Below are 15,106 nucleotides of genomic sequence, written 5' to 3'. Positions count from 1 at the left end.
GACGTAACAATTTATGAAGATTACTTACTAATGATATAGAACTATAAATTACACTAACTTAAAACTGTTTAAATGAAAATGAAATTACTATTGGTTTCGGCCATGTTCCTCTACGGGTTTAGCGCTACTTCTCAAGAGGTCACTTACGAAGAATACAATTTGGAAAATGATCTTCATGTAATTCTTCACCAAGACAATACAGCTCCTATAATATCCATTTCAGTTCTGTATCATGTGGGATCAAAAGATGAAGACCCTAAAAGAACTGGTTTTGCCCATTTTTTTGAGCATTTACTTTTTGAAGGTACAGAGAACATAGAAAAAGGACAGTGGGATAAAATTGTTTCATCTAACGGTGGATCAGGTAATGCCACTACAAATGAAGACAGAACGTATTATTACGAAGTTTTCCCTTCTAACAATTTGGAATTAGGCCTTTGGCTAGAATCTGAAAGAATGCTTCACCCTGTTATTAACCAAAAAGGTGTTGACACGCAAAATGAAGTAGTCAAAGAAGAAAAAAGACTTCGCGTTGATAATTCTCCTTACGGAAAATTCATAGAAAAGATTAAAAAGAATCTATTTCAAAGCCATCCTTATAAAGAAACTGTTATTGGAAAAATGGCCGACTTAGATGCCGCTACTTTAGATGAATTCAAAGCTTTCCAGAAAAAATTCTATTCTCCTAACAATGCCGTTTTGGTTATTGCAGGAGATTTTGAAACCGAAAATGCCAAAAAGTTGATTTCAGATTATTTTAAGGATATCCCTAAGGGAGCAGAAATTACAAGAAGCTTTCCAAAAGAAAATCCTATCACAACAGAAATTAATGCAAAGGCTTACGACTCTAACATTCAAATTCCAGCTTCTATGATTGCTTATAGAACTCCAGGACTTAAAAATAGAGATAGCCAGGTGTTAGAAATGATTTCTACCTATTTATCTGACGGTCCATCTTCAAAACTTTACAAGAAAATGGTAGATGAAGAAAAGCAGGCATTACAAATCGGTGCCATACCGGTAACCTTAGAAGATTACGGTATGTATATTGTTTTTGCACTTCCTGTGGGTGAAACTAGCTTGAGCACGCTTAATACTTCTATTGAAACTGAAGTTGAGAAATTGAGAAATGGCCTTATTTCTGAAAATGATTATCAAAAACTACAGAACAAGTTTGAAAATGAATTCGTAAACAGTAATTCTAGTATTGAAGGTATTGCAGAATCACTTGCTGAGTATTATGCACTTTATGGAGATACATCTCTTATCAACAAAGAAATAGAAGTTTACAGATCTATTACGAGAGAAGAAATCAAAGAAGTTGCCAACAAGTATTTAAAACCTAACCAAAGGTTAGTATTAGAATATTTACCTGAACAAAATACTGCAAACTAAAAATGACTATGAAAACTACATATATATTATTCTTAACATTATTCTCGGCAATTACTCTACAAGCACAGGTAGACCGTTCAGTTATGCCAACACCTGGACCTGCGCCTGAAATTAACTTGGGAGAACCGCAATCTTTTAACCTCAACAACGGATTAAAAGTATTGGTAGTCGAAAACCATAAACTACCAAGAGTATCTATGCAATTATCTATAGATAACCCGCCAATTTTAGAAGGTGACAAAGCTGGCACAGCTAGTTTAACCGGCAGTCTCTTAGGGCTAGGATCTAAAAATATAACAAAGGAAGCCTTCAATGAAGAAATCGATTTTTTAGGGGCTAGACTATATTTTAGCTCTCAAGGCGCTTATGCACAATCGCTTTCTAAATACTTTTCTAGAATGATGGAGCTTATGGCAGACGCGGCTATAAATCCGAATTTTACTCAAGAGGAATTTGACAAGGAAAAGGATAAACTTATTACCGGATTAAAATCTGAAGAAAAAGTAGTTTCTTCGATTTCTAGTAGAGTTCAAAGGGCTTTAGCCTACGGCAAAAATCATCCTTATGGAGAATTCACTACAGAAGCAACAGTAAACAATGTTACCCTTGGTGATGTTGAAGAGTTTTACAGAGAATATTTTGTACCTGCAAATGCCTATTTAATTGTAATTGGTGATGTAAATTTTGAAGAAGTAAAGACTTTGACAGAAACTTATTTTACATCTTGGACGAAAGCCGTGCCACCAAGTTTCTCTTATTCTCAACCCAAGAATGTACCAAATACGCAAATCAACTTTGTTGATATGCCAAATGCCGTACAGTCAGAAATTACTGTACAGAATATTGTAAACCTAAAAATGAGTGATGACGATTACATTGCTGCATTATTAGCCAATCAAATTTTAGGTGGTGGTTCTGACAGTAGAATAAATCTTAATCTTAGAGAAGACAAAGGCTATACTTATGGTGCATATTCGTCTCTTGGAAATGATAAATACGGACCATCTAGATTTGCTGCTTCTGTTGAAGTAAGAAATTCGGTTACAGATAGTTCAGTTGTACAATTATTAAAAGAGATTGAACTCATTAACACACAACCTGTAAAAGACGAAGAACTTAAAACCACAAAGGCATTATATGCCGGTAGTTTTATAATGGCTCTTGAAGACCCAGAAACAATTGCTAGATATGCTTTGAACGTTGAGAAAGAAAATCTATCTAAAGATTTTTACAAAACATTTTTAGAGAAACTAGATAAGATTAGCAAAGAAGAAGTAGAAACAGCTGCTAAAAAATATTTCAATGTTGATAACGCCAGAGTAATTGTCGTTGGCAAGGGAAGTGATATTTTGACTAATCTAGAAAATGTTCAGTTCAAAGGAAAGAAACTTCCTTTGCTTGCTTACTCAAAAACTGCCGACAGAGTTGAAACTCCAAATTACAATGCAGCTATACCTACAGATGTATCTGCGCAATCTGTACTTGAAAAATATATTGAGGCTATTGGTGGAAAATCAAAACTAGAAGGTGTTAACACGCTAGCAATGATGGCTGAAGCAGAAATGCAAGGCATGAAGCTTAATTTGAACATCAAAAAAACATCTAGCGACCAACTAATGCAAGATGTACAAATGATGGGTAATTCAGTTAGCAAACAAGTACTTAATGGCGATAAAGGTTATATGATTGTACAAGGGCAGCGTAAAGATCTTGCTGGTGAAGAAATAAAAACCTTTAAAGGTGAATCTGCTCCATTTTCTGAACTCCAATTATTAAGTGACAACACCATTACTTTGGAAGGCATGGAAATGGTTGGTGATAAAAATGCTTACAAACTTAAAGTTGGCGAAAACAAATCTGCTTTCTATGATGCCGAAACCGGACTTAAACTACAAGAGGTGACCATAACTGAAATGCAAGGTCAGCAAATTGCAAGCACTTCTAATTTTGAAGATTACAAAGAGGTAGCTGGTATATTGTTTCCTTATAAAATAATGCAGACTGTTGGACCGCAATCCTTTGAATTTATAGTTTCTGAAATTAAAGTTAATGATGGTGTTTCTCCTTCAGATTTTGAATAACAACATACTATTTCCAAAAGAAAAACCCGCTAATAAGCGGGTTTTTTATACTTCTATATTGACTTTATTACTATCCTATTTTTCTAATTCTGGCTTCGCCAAATATTAAACCTTTATCCACTTCAGGATTACCTGAGTAATTCACGTTGGTTTCACCATAGCAAGTCACTTTTAATCGTTCCACAACATTTACCCTAAAATTGCTTTCTCCATAAGCAGTAATCTTAGTTTCCTCTGCTACCATGTTTTCAGTATTTACTTCACTTTCTCCGTAAGCTCTAAATACTTGTCGTGATACTTTACCCTTACCTATTTCCAAATAACTGCTACCGTAAATTGCAACGGTTAATTCATCAATAGAAACCGAATCAAAATAGACTTTAGCCTCACCATATAATGACATTTTAAAATCATCAGCAGTAAAAAGATTTTTACATCTTACTATCTCTTCTCCCCTAATAGATAAATTTTCAAGCTTTCTATACGTTACAGTAACGGAAGCCATTGTACCGTTGTAAATAGATTTGCTACCTCTCCATTGATCACTAGAAATACGTTCAGACTTTGTTACCACTTTTGCACCATCTAAATACAACCTTAAGGTTCTACCTTCTACCTCCACATTTAGTTTATCTAACGAGATTTTTGCATTATCAACCACTACACTTTCTTCTTCACCCTCAACTAGATTAACCTCTATATGCGGACTAACTATTAGTTTATCAAAAGATTTTACATTGAATGTTTTTTCTTGTGCCTGAATTCCACTGACCATGAAGATTATAGCCAGAATAAATAGTGATTTTTTCATGATTTCTGTTTTTTGATTAGTTCTCTAAAAAGACAATACTATTTTTCATTTGTTACAGTACTACTTAATTTTTTCATTCAAATTAGGTTTTTTACGATTTACAAGCCAGACTCCAAATAAGATGATAAGACCACCTAATAACTGAATGAAACTAATATTCTCACCATCTAAAAACCCGAATAAGACAGCAACTAGCGGAATTAAATAGGTCACCGATGCCGCAAATACCGGACTAGATAATTTTATTAATTTATTAAATAGAATGTTTGCCAAAGCTGTTCCTAAAAAAGCCAATGCCATTATATACCAAACTGCTTGATGCATAGCACTATTATGAACAAACTGTTGAAATACTCCAGTATACATAAGTATAATCAAGGCAGGAAAAAAAGCCACTCCAAAACTAGCTGTTGTTACTGCCAACGGACTTAAATGAGACAGATATTTCTTTATGATATTGATATTAAAAGCATACCCTAAAGCCGCAAAAATAATGAATAACGAATACCAGTAATTTTGATTTATATTATTCTCCATACCAGCTGCAATCAGCACCACAGTCCCAAAAAGACCTATTAACACCCCAAGAACCTGCCTACCCTTCAGCATTAAACCAAATAGCGCTATACCTACCAAAGTAGTAAACAAGGGAGCAACAGAATTTAAAATTGAGGTTATACCACTACTTATTTCCGTTTGTGCCAAAGCAAAGAAAAATGGCGGAAAAAATGAACTGCAGAGTCCCGCTATCCCAATCCATTTCCAATCTGTTTTAGAAAGCGTTTTCAATGATCTAAACCCTATAATAAAAAGTAAAGTTGATGCAAAAACAATTCTTAATCCGCCTACTTGTAATGGAGTATACCCAATAAGAGATCTTTTAATTAAGATAAATGAAGAGCCCCATATAAATGAGAGAGTTATGAGGTAAAGCCACTTTTGATCTATATTTTTCAAAACTATTAGTTTAAAACAAAAGTGGGATTTTTTACAAGAAAAATATCTAACTACTAGTTTATTTTATCAAATTCTGAATTGCATTTTACATAATTGGTATCTTTACAAGGAGTTTTTGCTCTATTTGTTAATCAGTACAAAAGATTTGAAGTATGAAATTTAAATTATTATTTCTTGGATTGGCACTGTTTGTTTTAGCCACCAATGTTTCACAAGCACAAGAAAGTCCTATCAAAATTGAAAATAGAATTACAAATACCATAGTTGTAAATATTGACGGTATGGCTTGTCAAGAAGGGTGCGCAGATAAAATTGCCTCTAACCTAAAAACTAATGACGGTGTAATTTCCGCTGATATTAGCTTTGAAAACAAAAACGGAATTATCGTTTATGACCCCTCTTTAATTTCTATTGACCAAGTTAAATCTGTTATTACAGATACCAAAGTAAAAGATTACAACTACACAATAAATTCTGTAAAAACTCAAGACAACAATTAAAATGAAAAATATTCTTTATACCCTATTAGCAGCTATTTTGTTGACTTTTACCTCTTGCAAGGAAACAAAGAAAGTTGAAGAAACTTCAAAAATGGAGCATGTAATGAGCATACATGATGAGGTGATGCCAAAAATGGGAACTCTAGGAAAACTAGTTGGTCAATTAAAACCACTGGCAGATTCTCTTGGAGCCGAATCAGTAGAAGCAAAAGCAATGAAAGACCTCCAAGAAGCAAATAGATCAATGATGGATTGGATGCAAGATTTTGGTGACCGTTTTGATGCTGAAGAGATAATGGACGGCAAAGAACTTTCTGACGAAAAGAAAGAATGGCTAAAAGAAGAAGAAGAAAAAGTTAATCAGGTTAAAGAAAATATTAATTCTAGTATTAAGAATGCAGAAGAAATTCTTAACAAGCAATAGAATTTTAAATCTTCTAAAAAGGTAATTTAGAAAGATCTACATTACCACCAGATATAATAACACCTATTTTTTTATTCTGAAAAATTTCTGGCTGTAGTTTTGATTGTTTTAAAACTGCAGCCACAGTTACAGCACTAGAAGGTTCTATAATAATTTTCATACGTTCCCAAACCAATTTCATAGCGACAACTATTTCATCTTCGGTCACTCTTATGATTCCGCTAACCAATTCTTTAATAATAGGGAAATTCTTATCCCCTAACACTGTTTTTAGTCCGTCCGCAATGGTATTTGTGGTTTCATTACTTTCAATTTTACCACTTTGCAAAGAACGGTAGGCATCATCAGCCTCAAAAGGCTCAGCTCCATAAACTTTACAATTATTACTAAAATATTTAGCCGCCAAAGCAGATCCCGCAATGAGTCCGCCACCTCCTACCGGGCAAAATATAAAATCTAAATCAGGCTGTTCATATAAAAGCTCCATAGCCGCTGTACCTTGACCCAAAATAACATTGTTATCGTTAGAAGGATGTACAAACGTAGCTCCAGTCTTTAATGCAATTTCATCTGCCAAAGCTTGTCTTGCATCAACTGTAGGCTTGCACTCATATATTTTACCACCATACTCTCTAACACCAACTTTTTTAACTTCTGGGGCAGTATCGGGCATTACAATATGCGCAGCAACACCAACACTTTGCGCTGCCAATGATAATGCTTGAGCAAAATTACCTGAAGAATGCGTTACTACACCACATTTTTTCTGTTCTTCTGATAATTGTAAAATTACATTTGTAGCACCACGCATTTTGTAAGCACCTGCTCTTTGAAAATTCTCACATTTAAAAAATATACTTGAGTTGACTTCTCTATCGATTAGTCTAGAGGTAAGAATAGCGGTATTATGAACAAATGGTTTTATTCGAGTGTGACAATCTAAAAGATTTTGCTTTGTCATCATGCCTTATTATTTTTTCCACCGTAGTGTTTCAATGATACCCCTTATATCATTTTGAAGATATGCGGCAGCCGGAAGAATAGAATCGTAATTGGGTTTAGTATAAAAATAAACAGAACCCGTCAAAAAGTGTTCTGTACTATCCGTTACAAAAAACTGAGATTGAGAGGCTGCATTTCCTTGAACTTCAAATAAAGCCCCATAAATTTTCTCATTAGGATTTACATATGGTTGCTCTACAATATTATCTGCCTTTGAAGCATGCTCATAACTTAGCCTTTTTGAGTCATTGATCAATTGAGACAAGTTACCTTCTATCTTTTTATAACTTAGAAATATGGCACCTTTCATATCAGGGTATGAAATAGTATATGCTCTATCCCCATTAGGCTCCGCCGTTGCTAGTTGATTGTATTTAAAACTGAAATTTTCAGTTTCTAAATCCGCTAATTTACCTTGTGGATATTCTAAACGCATTTTAGCCTTTGGTTTAGGAATTACAGGCTCAACTTTACAGCTAACTACTAAAATAAATAAAATCAAAAATCCTACTAACGAATTAAGCTTCATGTGGCAAGGTCACTTTTATTTGTTTCAATCTTTTTTTGTCCATTCCTTCAACAACAAACGTATAAGAATCAAAAATTATTTTTTCTCCTCTCTTCGGGAAACTTCCCGCTTTTTCTAAAACAAAGCCAGCTAATGTTTCAGACTCCCCTTTGTTTTCTTCAAACAAGTCACTATCTTCCAACTTAATTACCCGATAAAAATCTTTAAGAGGGGTTTTACCTTCAAATACATAATTAAAATCATCTAACTTAGAGAATATAAGATCTTCATCATCAAACTCGTCACTTATATCTCCAACAATTTCTTCAATAATATCTTCCAGGGTTACCAAACCAGAAGTACCTCCATACTCATCAACTACAATTGCCAGGTGATTCTTCTTTTCTTGAAACTCACCCAATAAATCATCCAACTTTTTATTTTCAGGAACAAAATAAGGCTCCCGTATTAAAGTCATCCAATTAAATGTCTTTCTATCTAGGTACGGCAGTAAATCTTTTACATATAGCACTCCCTTTACCGTGTCTATATTCTCGCCAAAAACGGGTATTCTTGAATATCCATTCTTCTTTATTTCACCTAGAACTTCTGGAAATTTCATTTGCTCATTAAGTGCAAAAATATCTATACGAGGTCTCATTACCTGCTTGGTATCTGTGTTACCAAAGGTTACAATACCTTCTAAAATCTTTTTCTCTTCTTTAGTGGTATCTCCGTGAGAAGTTAAATCTAATGCCTGTGACAACTGATCAATACTTAAGTTGGTTTTTTGTTTCCCTAGTTTATTATACATAAACAGTGTACCTGAACGCATGGGTAAACTTAATGGCGAGAAAATAAAATCTAACACACGTAGCGGAAAAGCCATTAAGTGCGCAAAACTCATTCTATTTCTATTGGCATATACTTTGGGCAAAATTTCACCGAACATTAAAATAAGAAAGGTAGCGACGACAACTTCTAAAAGAAAACGTACAGATACGACACCGAACAATACATTAGTTATATTTTCAAAAAGGGTGTCACCAATAATACTGAATAAAAGCACTACTCCAATATTAATGGCATTGTTGGCAATCAATATAGTTGCCAATAATTTTTTGGGACGTTCTAAAAGTTTAATTAAAATGGAACTTTTGGCAGATTTCTCATCTTGTAATTCCTTAATTTCTGTTGTAGATAGACCAAACATAGCTACTTCGGCACCAGAAATAAGTGCAGAGCAAATAAGCAGTACACAAAGCACAATTATATTCATTGCAAAAACACCGTTAACAACCAATGTTGTCATTAAGAACGGTAAGGGGTCTGGGTCCAATAGTTTCTGTTTATAATTTTGTTAGAATGGCAAATCATCATCTGCATCTTGACTTAAAGGAGCAGGTGCTTTTGGTGGTGTTCTGTTTTCAGTATCTGCCTTTTGAGGACTAGGTGCTGAACCACCACTGTTCTGCATACCCTCTTTTTTAGTAGACAAAAAGGTAAATTCTTGCACATGTACCTCGGTAGAATACCTGGTATTACCATCTTCCCCTTGCCATTGACGATTCTTTAATCTTCCTTCAACATAAACCTTATCTCCTTTACTAAGATATTTTTCGCAAATTTCAGCAGCTTTATTCCTTACAACAACGTTATGCCAATCTGTATTGGTAACGCGCTCTCCCGTAGATTTATTGGTATAGGTCTCATTAGTAGCTATTGGAAATCTACCAATACTACCGCCTCCTTCAAAATAATGCATTTTAACTTCATCACCTAAATGCCCTATTAACATCACCTTATTTAATGTACCGCTCATAACTTAAAGATATAAAAATCAAAAGTACTAAAATTTAAATGCTTTTATAAAGTCTGCTATTAAAACAGGCACAGGAAATTCAGTTAATTTTTTAATCGAAATCTTACCATCAAAATCATTTTCTGTGTTCACTATCCAGAACTTAGTATGTAAATGTTGATGAGATAATTTATGCACAATGGCATTCTCATTATATTCTAACAACTCAACAGATTCAATATCACCTAACGCTTCCTTATACCTTATAGTAATATCATCAATCTCTAAGATTTCTTTTGACTCTAAAAGTGGAAATTCCCAAAGGTTCTGCCAAATACCTTTTCCTTTTCTTTGTTTAAGACCTGTAAATTGAGCTCCATCCATATCCTTATATATAGGTATAAGATAATTGAAGTATCTATTTCTAACTTTTGTCTTCTTTAACTTAACAGGTAATTGATCAACCAGACCTTTTTCTAGACCTACACAACTATCATTTAAAGGACAAAGGAGACATAATGGTTTCTTTGGTGAACATTGTATAGCTCCAAACTCCATTATACCCTGATTATAATCCCTTATTTCCACTGGATCCATCACTTTTTCAGCTAACGCTTTAAAATATTTAATCCCTTCAGTACTGTTAATTGGTATATCTATACCATAGTATCTAGCCAAAACCCTGTATACATTTCCATCTACTACAGCTTGTGGTTCATTAAAACATATAGATGAAATGGCACTAGCCGTATAATCGCCTACCCCTTTCAGTGTTAAAAGTTTCTTATAATTATCAGGAAATACACCACCATACTCGTTTACGACCATTTTGGCCGCCGCATGCAGATTTCTTGCTCTTGAATAGTAACCCAAACCTTGCCAAAGTTTTAAAACTTGTTCTTCATTGGCATTGGCGAGATCATGAACAGAAGGGAAATTGTCTACAAAGCTCAAGTAATACGGGGTTCCCTGGGCAACACGTGTTTGTTGGAGTATTATTTCTGACAGCCATATTTTATAAGGATCAGTAGTCTTACGCCATGGTAAACTGCGTTTATTTATGTGATACCAATCTAAAATTTTACCCGAAAATGACATGCTCTTGAATACTAAGTTATAAAAGTAGCAGTTTATACACTTAAAATTAACCCATTAGAAAGAAAGATTGAATTTAATTTATATATTTGCAACCCGAAAAAACATACAGAAAATCTAATATTGAAAGATGACGAAAGCGGAAATTGTATCGAAGATCTCAGATAAGCTGGGAATTGAAAAAGGAGATGTACAGGCAACTGTTGAATCCTTTATGGAAGAGGTAAAAACATCATTAGAAAGTGGTGACAATGTTTACCTAAGAGGTTTTGGTAGTTTTATCATCAAAACTAGAGCCGAAAAGACCGGTAGAAATATTTCCAAGAACACAACTATTAAAATACCCGCTCACAACATTCCAGCATTTAAGCCTGCAAAGGTTTTTGTAGAAGGAGTTAAGAGCAACGTACACGTAAAATAATTAATCTTAAAAAAAGAACTTTATGCCAAGCGGTAAGAAAAGAAAGAGACATAAGGTAGCTACACACAAGCGCAAGAAGCGTAGAAGAGCTAACCGACACAAGAAAAAGTAGTTTTATAACTACTTTTTCTTTTTAAAATACGTTCATTGACATAGAGGTCCATAGTTTGGATCTCGGCAGATACTTTTGTATTTGTCTATGGTATTGTTTAATCAGTTCGTTCCCTATTTTAATAGTTGGAACAACTAAATATATATTCAGGTGAATAGAGAATTAATCGTAAGATCTAGTTCCCAAGCCGTTGACTTTGCCTTGTTAAAGGACGGAAAACTCACTGAACTACACAAAGAAGAGAATAGTAACGATTTTTCTGTTGGCGATATTTTTCTAGCCAAAATAAGAAAGCCGGTGACTGGTCTTAACGCAGCGTTTGTTAACGTTGGTTATGAAAAAGATGCATTCTTGCATTACCACGATCTTGGACCGCAACTATCTTCTATGCTCAAGTTCATAAAACAAGTGAGTACTGGAAAATTAAAGGATTACTCCTTAGGAAATTTCCCGTTCGAGACCGATATTGACAAAAATGGTGTTATTACCGATGTCATTAAAGCGAACCAATCACTATTGGTTCAAATTGTAAAAGAACCTATATCTACTAAAGGACCAAGAATTAGCTCTGAGCTATCAATTGCCGGACGTTACTTGGTTATGGTTCCTTTTTCTGACCGTGTTTCCGTATCTCAAAAGATAGCGAGCAAAGAAGAAAAAGACAGGTTAAAAAGACTAGTTAGAAGCATTAAACCAAAAGGGTTTGGTGTTATAATCAGAACAGTCGCAGAAGGACAAAAAGTTGCCGAGCTGGACAAAGATCTAGAAAACTTGCTGAACAAATGGACAGCAATGTGTAAAAAATTACAACGTGCTCAAACGCCATCTAAAGTATTCGTAGAACTCAATAGAGCATCATCTATATTAAGGGATGTTTTTAATGATAGTTTTACAGGTATACATGTTGATGACGACACCTTATTTAATGAAATTAAGGAGTATGTTGCGGAAATCGCTCCAGAAAAGGAGAGCATAGTTAAGCACTATAACAACACTAATGTGCCTATTTTTGAAAAATTTGGAATCGAAAGACAAATTAAAACGTCTTTTGGCCGTACAGCCGCAATGAGCAAAGGCGCCTATTTAATTATAGAGCATACCGAAGCACTTCACGTAATAGATGTAAACAGTGGTAATAGATCCAATAAAGCCAAAAATCAAGAAGATACTGCCCTAGAGGTAAATCTTTTATCCGCATCAGAAATTGCAAGGCAGTTACGCCTTCGTGATATGGGCGGTATTATAGTGGTAGATTTTATCGATATGATAAAACCACAACATAGAAAAAGGCTTTTTGAACATCTTAGAGATGAGATGAAAGACGATCGTGCCAAGCACAAAATATTACCTCCTAGTAAATTTGGTTTAATTCAGATTACCCGACAAAGGGTACGACCTGAAATGAATATTAAAACAACGGAAGAAGATCCCAACAACACAGGGAAACAGGTGGAAGCACCAATTGTTTTAATAGATAAAATTACAGTGGATCTTGAAAAACTCCTTAAAGGACCCGCAAAGGATAATAGTATAACTCTTAATATACACCCCTTTATAGCGGCATATATCACAAAAGGATTTCCATCATTAAGAACGAAATGGTTCTTAGAATACAAACGATGGATCAAAATACAACCACGTGATGCGTATACGTATCTTGAATACCGTTTTAAAAATAAAGACGGAAAAACAATATATTAAATAAAAAAAGCGACTTCTTAACGGAGTCGCTTTTTTTGTTTTAGGTTTTTTTTAATTGTTAATCAAAAAATGTATCTGAATCGAACATAAAATTACTATACTTGTCGTTAGATATAAATTTTGCCTCAAACAAAGGGCTTACTTGAAATAGAATTTTATTCTCCCTTATAATTTGATTTAAATAATTATCATAATCTTCTATATTTTCATACCTCTCTACTCTAAACCATTTAACATTTAGATTAGATGAATTATAAAATTTTCCAAAACTCCAATTTTTAATTTCTTGAGGAACCTCAGGAAGTGTAATTATTGATGTTTTATTACTATCAAAATTAATGTTCCAAGTATAATGGTTTAATTTACCTTCAACAGTAGGGATTTCATCAGCCGAATTTCCTGAAGAAATTAATAATTTACCTACATTATGACCACTTCCATTGACTGTTAAATTTATTTGCTTATCAATAATTTGAAAATCTAAATCCCAATTTGGTATATTATATTTTTCAAAAGGGACACCAACCCTATTTGTTATATAATCCTCTAAACGTAAGAAATGTGAATATTTATAAAATGATGTATTTAACACATAATCTTCTATAGGCTGAATGTACATATCAGGAGATTGCGTTGTGGTATGACCACTTCGCCAAATTTCATGATAATTATCATTTTTAAAATCTTTTTCATTTTGGTATCCTCTTATTTGAAGCATTCTAGTATGATCATTCTCTAAACCATCAGAATAAGTTGTATCTACAAAACCTTCAATCTGGTCTTCTGTAGATAGTTCATTCGCATTTAATTCTTGATTGTTTAATAAAGTATCATCGTTAATCCACATATGACTTACTTGTCTAGTATTTCGATTATAAGCGTTGATATAATAAGTATCTATATTATTATCCTCGTTTAAATATTCATACTTGGTAAAAGAAAAAGAAAAATCCAAATGATCATAACCTGTGGAATACCCTGGATTGATTGATCCTTCAATTATTACATCCTCCGAAAAACCAATAGTGTTTAATTTATATTGTTTAGAATACTCACTTCTTCGTGGAGATTTTGGTCTAAATTCATTAAAACCTGACCTTGTTACATCCATTACAGTATATAAATTTGCATATTCTATATCTACGAATTCGTTTCTTGAGGCAATAGTAAACATATAAGGTGTTTCTAAATCTATATCTACTTCAGTAGATAAAACAAACGATATTGGAATAGAATCAATTAACCTAGTTGCTAACAATGAACCATCATATGCTGATGCAAAAATCATAAAATCTTTATTTCCTTTACGAAAAAAGTAATTATCTAATTCAACGTCTAATAACTTTCTATGAATTGTAATTGGATAAATTTTTGAAATAAGCCCACCAGATTTTTCAATTATTTCAATCTTAATATTTGCTAATCCAGTTGGGTATAGTTCAGGATTAAAACTAAAGTTGACATTTGAATCATTCTCTAAATTCAAAAGAATTTCATCATTAAAATAAACTACTATAGATTCTATTGCCCCACTATTATTTTCAACTGTGATATTGACATCAGTTGACTCATAAATAATAGGGTTATTTATTAAAATGTTACTTGTAATATCTTTTAACTCTATTTCATTAACTATTATTTCTTCTTCGTCACAACCAGTTAACATCGAAAAAACAAATACTAGCAATAACAATTTTCTCATTTTTAATATTTTATTATAAAACTCGCAATCGCCCAAAATATTATAAAATTTCAACTTATAGATAAGTTATGGTAAATTTACCTAACGTTTATTCTCAATTATAATAAATATACTTTTGACTACTTCAAAAACTAAAGGCTTCACCATTCAGGAAGCGACAAAAAAAATAGAAAACTATTGTGCTTATCAAGACCGTTGCCATAAAGAAGTGGTTTCCAAATTGAAGGAAATGGGCATGATTCCTATAGCAATCGACACTATCATTGCTCAACTTATTGAAGATCGTTTTTTAAATGAAGAAAGGTTCGCTAAAAGTTTTGCAAGAGGAAAATTCAATATTAAAAAGTGGGGAAAAAATAGAATTGTCAACGAATTAAAATTTAGAAACATTTCTAAATACAACATCACTACTGCGCTAAAAGAGATTGACCCTAATGAGTACTTGAAAACATTAGATATATTGGCCAATAAAAGACTTCAGCAAATATCAGAAACCAATATTCAAAAAAGAAGAAAGAAATTAGCAGATTACCTTCTCTATAGAGGCTGGGAGAGCCACTTGGTTTATGAAAAACTCAAAGAACTCATTAATTAAG

General features: G+C 33.3%; 15 protein-coding genes. 7 read left to right on the top strand and 8 right to left on the bottom strand.

The window, feature by feature from the left end:
- The first annotated feature begins 72 nt into the window (after positions 1 to 72).
- Both P178_RS0108500 and P178_RS0108495 read left to right on the top strand, forming a co-directional pair.
- On the top strand, positions 73 to 1,395 hold the full coding sequence (locus tag P178_RS0108500; protein WP_027065824.1) for a M16 family metallopeptidase: 1,323 nt from the start codon (positions 73 to 75) through the stop codon (positions 1,393 to 1,395).
- 8 nt (positions 1,396 to 1,403) lie between these two features.
- Entirely contained in the window at positions 1,404 to 3,476 is a 2,073-nt protein-coding gene (locus P178_RS0108495; protein WP_027065823.1) for a M16 family metallopeptidase, read from the top strand.
- A gap of 70 nt (positions 3,477 to 3,546) precedes the next feature.
- On the opposite strand, the gene P178_RS0108490 is transcribed toward P178_RS0108495, so the two are convergent.
- Together P178_RS0108490 and P178_RS0108485 are read right to left on the bottom strand one after the other, a co-directional pair.
- Positions 3,547 to 4,287, bottom strand: coding sequence for a head GIN domain-containing protein (locus tag P178_RS0108490; RefSeq protein ID WP_027065822.1), 741 nt, complete (start codon positions 4,285 to 4,287; stop codon positions 3,547 to 3,549).
- Positions 4,288 to 4,347: 60 nt separating this feature from the next.
- The gene (locus P178_RS0108485; RefSeq protein WP_027065821.1) at positions 4,348 to 5,244 is read right to left on the bottom strand and encodes a DMT family transporter; all 897 of its coding nucleotides are present in this window, start codon (positions 5,242 to 5,244) and stop codon (positions 4,348 to 4,350) included.
- Positions 5,245 to 5,396: 152 nt separating this feature from the next.
- On the opposite strand from P178_RS0108485, the gene P178_RS0108480 reads away from it, so the two are divergent.
- Both P178_RS0108480 and P178_RS0108475 read left to right on the top strand, forming a co-directional pair.
- Complete coding sequence (locus tag P178_RS0108480; RefSeq protein ID WP_027065820.1) at positions 5,397 to 5,744, top strand: heavy-metal-associated domain-containing protein; 348 nt, start codon at positions 5,397 to 5,399, stop codon at positions 5,742 to 5,744.
- A 1-nt stretch (position 5,745) separates the two neighbouring features.
- Positions 5,746 to 6,168 carry a hypothetical protein gene (locus tag P178_RS0108475; protein ID WP_027065819.1) on the top strand — a complete coding sequence of 141 codons (423 nt, stop codon included), beginning with the start codon at positions 5,746 to 5,748 and terminating at the stop codon, positions 6,166 to 6,168.
- Between the two features lie 13 nt (positions 6,169 to 6,181).
- Here P178_RS0108475 and P178_RS0108470 read toward each other — a convergent pair whose 3' ends face one another.
- From P178_RS0108470 to mutY, 5 genes are read right to left on the bottom strand one after another with little or no spacing between them, the layout of a single operon-like run.
- Entirely contained in the window at positions 6,182 to 7,129 is a 948-nt protein-coding gene (locus P178_RS0108470) for a pyridoxal-phosphate dependent enzyme (RefSeq protein WP_027065818.1), read from the bottom strand.
- A 9-nt stretch (positions 7,130 to 7,138) separates the two neighbouring features.
- Positions 7,139 to 7,699 (bottom strand): gliding motility lipoprotein GldD, encoded by a 561-nt coding sequence (gldD, locus tag P178_RS0108465; protein WP_027065817.1) that lies wholly within the window; start codon positions 7,697 to 7,699, stop codon positions 7,139 to 7,141.
- Positions 7,689 to 9,017, bottom strand: coding sequence for a gliding motility-associated protein GldE (locus P178_RS0108460; RefSeq protein ID WP_027065816.1), 1,329 nt, complete (start codon positions 9,015 to 9,017; stop codon positions 7,689 to 7,691). Before P178_RS0108460 ends, gldD begins: the two co-directional genes overlap by 11 nt.
- Before the next feature lie 21 nt (positions 9,018 to 9,038).
- Positions 9,039 to 9,500, bottom strand: coding sequence for a single-stranded DNA-binding protein (locus P178_RS0108455; RefSeq protein ID WP_027065815.1), 462 nt, complete (start codon positions 9,498 to 9,500; stop codon positions 9,039 to 9,041).
- A gap of 27 nt (positions 9,501 to 9,527) precedes the next feature.
- On the bottom strand, positions 9,528 to 10,577 hold the full coding sequence (gene mutY / locus P178_RS0108450; protein ID WP_027065814.1) for an A/G-specific adenine glycosylase: 1,050 nt from the start codon (positions 10,575 to 10,577) through the stop codon (positions 9,528 to 9,530).
- Positions 10,578 to 10,704: 127 nt separating this feature from the next.
- Between mutY and P178_RS0108445 the strand changes: the two genes are divergently transcribed.
- Positions 10,705 to 10,995: an HU family DNA-binding protein gene (locus tag P178_RS0108445; protein WP_027065813.1), complete on the top strand. Its 291-nt coding sequence runs from the start codon at positions 10,705 to 10,707 to the stop codon at positions 10,993 to 10,995.
- A 262-nt stretch (positions 10,996 to 11,257) separates the two neighbouring features.
- Positions 11,258 to 12,808 (top strand): Rne/Rng family ribonuclease, encoded by a 1,551-nt coding sequence (locus P178_RS0108440; protein ID WP_027065812.1) that lies wholly within the window; start codon positions 11,258 to 11,260, stop codon positions 12,806 to 12,808.
- Between the two features lie 58 nt (positions 12,809 to 12,866).
- Here P178_RS0108440 and P178_RS0108435 read toward each other — a convergent pair whose 3' ends face one another.
- The gene (locus tag P178_RS0108435) at positions 12,867 to 14,510 is read right to left on the bottom strand and encodes a hypothetical protein (RefSeq protein WP_027065811.1); all 1,644 of its coding nucleotides are present in this window, start codon (positions 14,508 to 14,510) and stop codon (positions 12,867 to 12,869) included.
- Between the two features lie 115 nt (positions 14,511 to 14,625).
- On the opposite strand from P178_RS0108435, the gene P178_RS0108430 reads away from it, so the two are divergent.
- Entirely contained in the window at positions 14,626 to 15,105 is a 480-nt protein-coding gene (locus P178_RS0108430) for a regulatory protein RecX (RefSeq protein ID WP_036145927.1), read from the top strand.
- Position 15,106 lies beyond the last annotated feature (1 nt).

The organism is Maribacter sp. Hel_I_7 (assembly GCF_000688315.1).
Taxonomy (GTDB): Bacteria; Bacteroidota; Bacteroidia; order Flavobacteriales; family Flavobacteriaceae; genus Maribacter; species Maribacter stanieri.
Note: the sequence above shows the minus strand (reverse complement) of the source record. Positions and strands in the feature narration are given on the sequence as shown.

What these genes read in the sequence shown, in the direction of transcription:
- P178_RS0108500 (WP_027065824.1), top strand. Translation starts at nt 73, where the DNA reads ATGAAAATGAAATTACTATTGGTTTCGGCCATGTTCCTCTACGGGTTT.
- P178_RS0108435 (WP_027065811.1), bottom strand. Translation starts at nt 14,510, where the DNA reads ATGAGAAAATTGTTATTGCTAGTATTTGTTTTTTCGATGTTAACTGGT.
- P178_RS0108490 (WP_027065822.1), bottom strand. Translation starts at nt 4,287, where the DNA reads ATGAAAAAATCACTATTTATTCTGGCTATAATCTTCATGGTCAGTGGA.
- P178_RS0108480 (WP_027065820.1), top strand. Translation starts at nt 5,397, where the DNA reads ATGAAATTTAAATTATTATTTCTTGGATTGGCACTGTTTGTTTTAGCC.
- P178_RS0108445 (WP_027065813.1), top strand. Translation starts at nt 10,705, where the DNA reads ATGACGAAAGCGGAAATTGTATCGAAGATCTCAGATAAGCTGGGAATT.
- P178_RS0108495 (WP_027065823.1), top strand. Translation starts at nt 1,404, where the DNA reads ATGAAAACTACATATATATTATTCTTAACATTATTCTCGGCAATTACT.
- P178_RS0108475 (WP_027065819.1), top strand. Translation starts at nt 5,746, where the DNA reads ATGAAAAATATTCTTTATACCCTATTAGCAGCTATTTTGTTGACTTTT.
- mutY (WP_027065814.1), bottom strand. Translation starts at nt 10,577, where the DNA reads ATGTCATTTTCGGGTAAAATTTTAGATTGGTATCACATAAATAAACGC.
- gldD (WP_027065817.1), bottom strand. Translation starts at nt 7,699, where the DNA reads ATGAAGCTTAATTCGTTAGTAGGATTTTTGATTTTATTTATTTTAGTA.
- P178_RS0108455 (WP_027065815.1), bottom strand. Translation starts at nt 9,500, where the DNA reads ATGAGCGGTACATTAAATAAGGTGATGTTAATAGGGCATTTAGGTGAT.
- P178_RS0108470 (WP_027065818.1), bottom strand. Translation starts at nt 7,129, where the DNA reads ATGACAAAGCAAAATCTTTTAGATTGTCACACTCGAATAAAACCATTT.